Genomic DNA, 4,484 nt, shown 5'->3' on the forward strand with positions numbered 1-4,484 from the left:
TTCATAAATCCTCTCCGCCGTGCAAGTATCACTCTCTATTCCCTCCATCGGAAACGTTTGGGACATTCCCCTGTGCGCCAATAACAATGGTGACCCTCCTTCTGACTTGGTAAATAGAGTCGTGTTGTTTACAAACATGAATGCTGCCAGAATAACAAATACCGCCAAAACTATTTTCATGATTCTCTTAAATTTTTTCATATTTCCTCCAACTTTAGCATAAAAACTATTTAATAAATTGTATACTTCTTGCCGGAATCTGGCTATGTAAAAGTCGAATTCCATCCCGCTAATAACGTTTTAACTATAAAAAGCCTCTTCTAGTGCTTTAACTATTTTCTCAAAAAAACAAGCAATGAGTGAAACTTTCTTTCGTTATCCAGCGTATGTAAAGGCAGAGGTGAAAAACATGTACATACACATAAATGAACCAACTGAAACCATATCCAATAAGGCTGCAAAAGTGTGGAGGATTTCCAATACGATCGGGCACACGATTGTCCTGATCATCATAGGTGCTTTACTTTTTTGTACAGAGAGATTCGATTGGTACAACTGGGTCGGGATCGTCCTTTACATTCTGGGCGGGTTCTTCATTTTATCTGCTATTTTTTCGATCTTCATCGAACCTGTTTACTTACAAAGAACATGGCGATATCAAGTGGACGAGGAATTCGTTCAGTTAAAGTTCGGTAAATGGGAACAGCAGCATATCCTGATTCCCATGGAGAAAGTAGAGTACGTCCGGACGGAGCAGGGCCCTATCATGCGCCGCTATGATCTATACGAACTAGAGGTCGGAACTACAACCTCCAATCACAAGATACCTGCCATACCTGCGGATGTTGCGAAAACATTGAAAGCCCAAATCGCCACCTATGCGAAAATCAGGGACAAAGATTCAGAAGAAGGAGAAATAGGAGCATGACGAAACCTGCTAAACGCTATCATCCAGCCTATATAGCCGTCGAATTATTCGCTGCCTTGAAGGGGTTGTCCGGCTTCTATCTCCTCCTGTTCCTGTTGAAGGCCAATTCAACAGCCGGCTGGGTGATTTGGGGCCGCTACGCCCTGTTGACCGCCACACTTGCTTCCATCCTGTTCATCCTTTCAAAATGGATGTTCAACCGTTATGAACTGGGGACACAATCCATCATTTTCAAGGAAGGGATGTTGGTTAAAAAGCAAAAGACGGTAGCATGGGACCGGATCCACAGCCATCGAACCAGCACCACCTTCATTCACCGCTGGTTCGGGTTGACTTCACTTACCCTGGAGACTGGTATGAGCGGGGAAAATGCAGAGTTTGAATTTCCAGTCATTACACAGGCAGAGAAAGACCGGGTCGTCGCACGGCTTGAGGAAAATCAGGAAGAGATGGAAGCGGGCGAACTTACAAAACCGCAACGCACCATTCACTTTAGGGCAACCAAAAAGGATCTTATGAAGGCCTCCTTCACATCGCTCAGCTTCCTGGCCATTTTCCCTCTCTTGAGCGCCATCTATTTCAATCTGACCGATTTCTTTGCCATCGAAGAATCAGCGGAAAGTGTCTGGTCCTACTTGCTGGATCATGTTTGGATCTTGATTACCCTCTTTCTGATTGCCATGATTCTGTCCATCTTGATTGGCTTTATTAAGACAACAATCAAATATGGAAACTATGTAATCAGTGATGATGAGGAACGGATATATATTGAGAAAGGCATAGGAAATGAAGTCAGTTTCTCGATACCGAAGAATAAAGTACAGGCAGTCAAGGTGGAACAGAGCATCGTGAAAAAGGCACTCGGCCTCGTATCGATCAAATTGATCAGTGCCGGCACCTCAGAAGGAAAGGAGGAGGAAATAAGTTCTTTATACCCGTTCATGCCAAAGCACGAAGCTTACGACATGCTCCACACCATCCTCCCCCATTATCAAATCAAAGAAGAGATGGAACGGTTCCCCGTCAAGGTCCTTTGGCTGAAGCTGATCCAGCCATATTATTTAACTATTGCAGCTCTGATCGGATTATGGATATTCAAGAAGGAATGGCTCTGGATCGCAGCGATCGTCTTCGGGCTCTCCATTCTCCTGCGGACCCTTGACTACTGGTTTACAAGCTACACCAGGCACGGACACACTGTCCAGATTCGAAAGGGAGGATGGCTGAACGAAACCTTCGTCACCCACCTTCACCGCATCCAGCAAGTGACTGTGAAGCACTCATGGCTCGAACGGAAATTCGGAGTCGCGACCATCATGTTTTCTAATCGGGCAGACCCTGCGCACGAGAGTTTGTTGTTCGGTGTGGATAATGAGGAAGCTGGGAGATTTTATGAGTGGTATCATAGAAAATCCGTCTCGGGGTGAGGCGGATTTTCAATTTTGGGATCCGATAGACATTATTGTGAAACTCCTGCGTTGTCTCTTATAGTCTTCTCATGCCGGAGAAGCCATTCCTTTCTCCATAATCCCCCCGCATAGCCCGTCAACTTTCCATTCGATCCGATGATTCGGTGACAAGGGATGACGATGCTCAGACGGTTTTTTCCATTTGCACTTCCTACTCCCCGAGTCGCCTTTTCATTTCCGATGGATACGGCAATTTCTTTATATGATGCAGTTTCTGCATAGGATACCTCCGTTAATGCACCCCATACTTTCTTTTGAAAATCCGTCCCGCCTAAAAGGTAGGGAAATGTAAACTCACGGCGGTTGCCTTGAAAATATTCATCAAGCTGGTTTTGGCACTCTTCTAAGACCTGAGGGCATTCATTCTGACTATTGACAGCCTCCTGATTTTCAATGAAAAGGATCGAGGTGATTTTTTCATCTGTACCCAGTATTTCAATTTCGCCTATTGGTGATTGGTACAATCGTTTGTATATGTTCGTCATATAAGGACCTCCAAAGATAAAAGGCAGCATACCCCTGCCACCCTTCCCATTTTACTGAAAATTGTTCCATTTCTTTAAGGGTCGGTTTACGATCATAACCTAATAAAACCTTTAATGCATTATGAAGACCGACGTCTGCAATTGGAAACGATGTTGTGAAGTGCAAACATTTCATCATGACATAGTCTGCTGTCCATGCCCCTATACCTTTATACTGCAAAAGGGCTTTTCTCACTTGCTGGACATCTTGTTCCAACAATGATTCTTTATTCAGTTCGCCAGTGTTCATAGCCCTTGCGATCCCGATGATGTATTCAGCTTTTCTCCCTGTGATTTGAAGTTTCCGTAAATCCTCCACATCCAAAGAAGCTATGTCTTTACATGCAGGGAAGAGCCAATATCGAACACCATCAACCGCCTGACTTTCACCAAATTGCTCAACAAACCGCTTCTTTAATGTATACGCAAAGGTCAGGTTGATTTGCTGACCCAAAATAGCCCAAACCAGTGCTTCAAATAGATCATGAATGCCGATCATGCGTAAACCGTAATATTTCTGAGTGATTTCCGCTAAAATGGGATCATCATCCGCCCATTCGTAAAACCTCTCCAGGTTCACATCTAATTCAAACCACTCCCAAATATACTCCGCCACTTTTTCCCTGGCGCCTTCAGATGGGATGACATTCAGAAATTCAACGTTCATAAAATCATGAATATAGTCTATTTTAAATAAAATGAATTCCCCATTTATTCGGATCAGCTTATATAAACATCCGCCTTTTATTTGGTGAAGAATTTCTTGATCGGACCTCCCTAAAAACAGCAGGCACTCATCAAAGTTGAATTCCTGAGGAGGATAAACCTTGATCCATGAATGACCGTCAATCCAATTCATTTCTAACTGCCTCCATCATACGCTTTCGATATTCTCTTGGTGAACAATCCTTTAGAAGTCTAAACACCCTGTAGAAATTGGATGGGCTTTGAAAACCGACTTCATAGCCGATTTCAAGATTTGTCTGATCTGTAGTCCTAAGCAGATGGGCTGCTTTGTCGACTCGTATTTTCTCTAAATAGGTACGAGGTGTATCCCCCGTTTCTTGTTTAAAGATCCGTTCAAGATAAAAGGGACTTAATCCGGCAGAATCCGCAATATCCCTCAATACTAAAGGTTTGGCTGTATGATTGACTAAGTAGCTGATGACATTTCGGACAAGTTCAATAGTAGGAGAATACTCAACTTCCGGCTGACACCTTTTACATGCACGGTAACCGGCAGCCTCAACCTCATTGATGTCAAAATAAAATTCCACATTCACTTTTTTCGGTTTCCTGGACCTGCAAGAAGGCCGGCAATATATTTTTGTCGTCTTCACAGCCGTAAAAAACAACCCATCATACTTCTGATCACAAGCCATGATCTTTTCCCACATCTCTTCAAACGTAAGATTGACCTCAGTCATCGCATACCTCCTGTTTCTCATTCTGCCATTATTAATCTTAATCTGCTTAACCGGCAGCACTTTGGGGATTTCCTTTTCAAGCTTCATTATTACTGCCCTCATTATTTGTTTATCTTATTTTATCAAGACGGGAGCC

The 4,484-nt window shown here is 43.4% G+C and carries 5 protein-coding genes and 1 pseudogene; 2 read left to right on the plus strand and 4 right to left on the minus strand.

The features are described from left to right. A pseudogene (locus tag HP456_RS24875) lies at positions 1-201 on the minus strand (glycerophosphodiester phosphodiesterase family protein); the annotation flags it as partial. Between the two features lie 208 nt (positions 202-409). Here HP456_RS24875 and HP456_RS20280 point away from each other — a divergent pair. After that, positions 410-928 carry a PH domain-containing protein gene (locus HP456_RS20280; RefSeq protein WP_172254471.1) on the plus strand — a complete coding sequence of 173 codons (519 nt, stop codon included), beginning with the start codon at positions 410-412 and terminating at the stop codon, positions 926-928. After that, a complete protein-coding gene (locus tag HP456_RS20285) occupies positions 925-2,355 on the plus strand; it encodes a PH domain-containing protein (protein WP_172254481.1) in 1,431 nt (476 codons plus the stop codon). The genes HP456_RS20280 and HP456_RS20285 overlap by 4 nt, the downstream gene beginning before the upstream one ends. A 32-nt stretch (positions 2,356-2,387) precedes the next feature. On the opposite strand, the gene HP456_RS20290 is transcribed toward HP456_RS20285, so the two are convergent. The 3 genes from HP456_RS20290 to HP456_RS20300 are packed head-to-tail and all read right to left on the minus strand — an operon-like array spanning position 2,388 to position 4,348. Next, positions 2,388-2,882, minus strand: coding sequence for a methylated-DNA--[protein]-cysteine S-methyltransferase (locus HP456_RS20290; RefSeq protein WP_172254483.1), 495 nt, complete (start codon positions 2,880-2,882; stop codon positions 2,388-2,390). Continuing rightward, a complete protein-coding gene (locus HP456_RS20295) occupies positions 2,833-3,780 on the minus strand; it encodes a DNA-3-methyladenine glycosylase family protein (protein WP_172254485.1) in 948 nt (315 codons plus the stop codon). Before HP456_RS20295 ends, HP456_RS20290 begins: the two co-directional genes overlap by 50 nt. Continuing rightward, positions 3,767-4,348, minus strand: a complete 582-nt coding sequence (locus tag HP456_RS20300; protein ID WP_172254487.1) for a bifunctional transcriptional activator/DNA repair enzyme AdaA — start codon at positions 4,346-4,348, stop codon at positions 3,767-3,769. The genes HP456_RS20295 and HP456_RS20300 overlap by 14 nt, the downstream gene beginning before the upstream one ends. Positions 4,349-4,484 lie beyond the last annotated feature (136 nt).

Origin of the sequence: Bacillus haikouensis (assembly GCF_013179555.1) — a bacterium.
GTDB classification, from domain to species: Bacteria; Bacillota; Bacilli; order Bacillales; family Bacillaceae_B; genus Rossellomorea; species Rossellomorea haikouensis_A.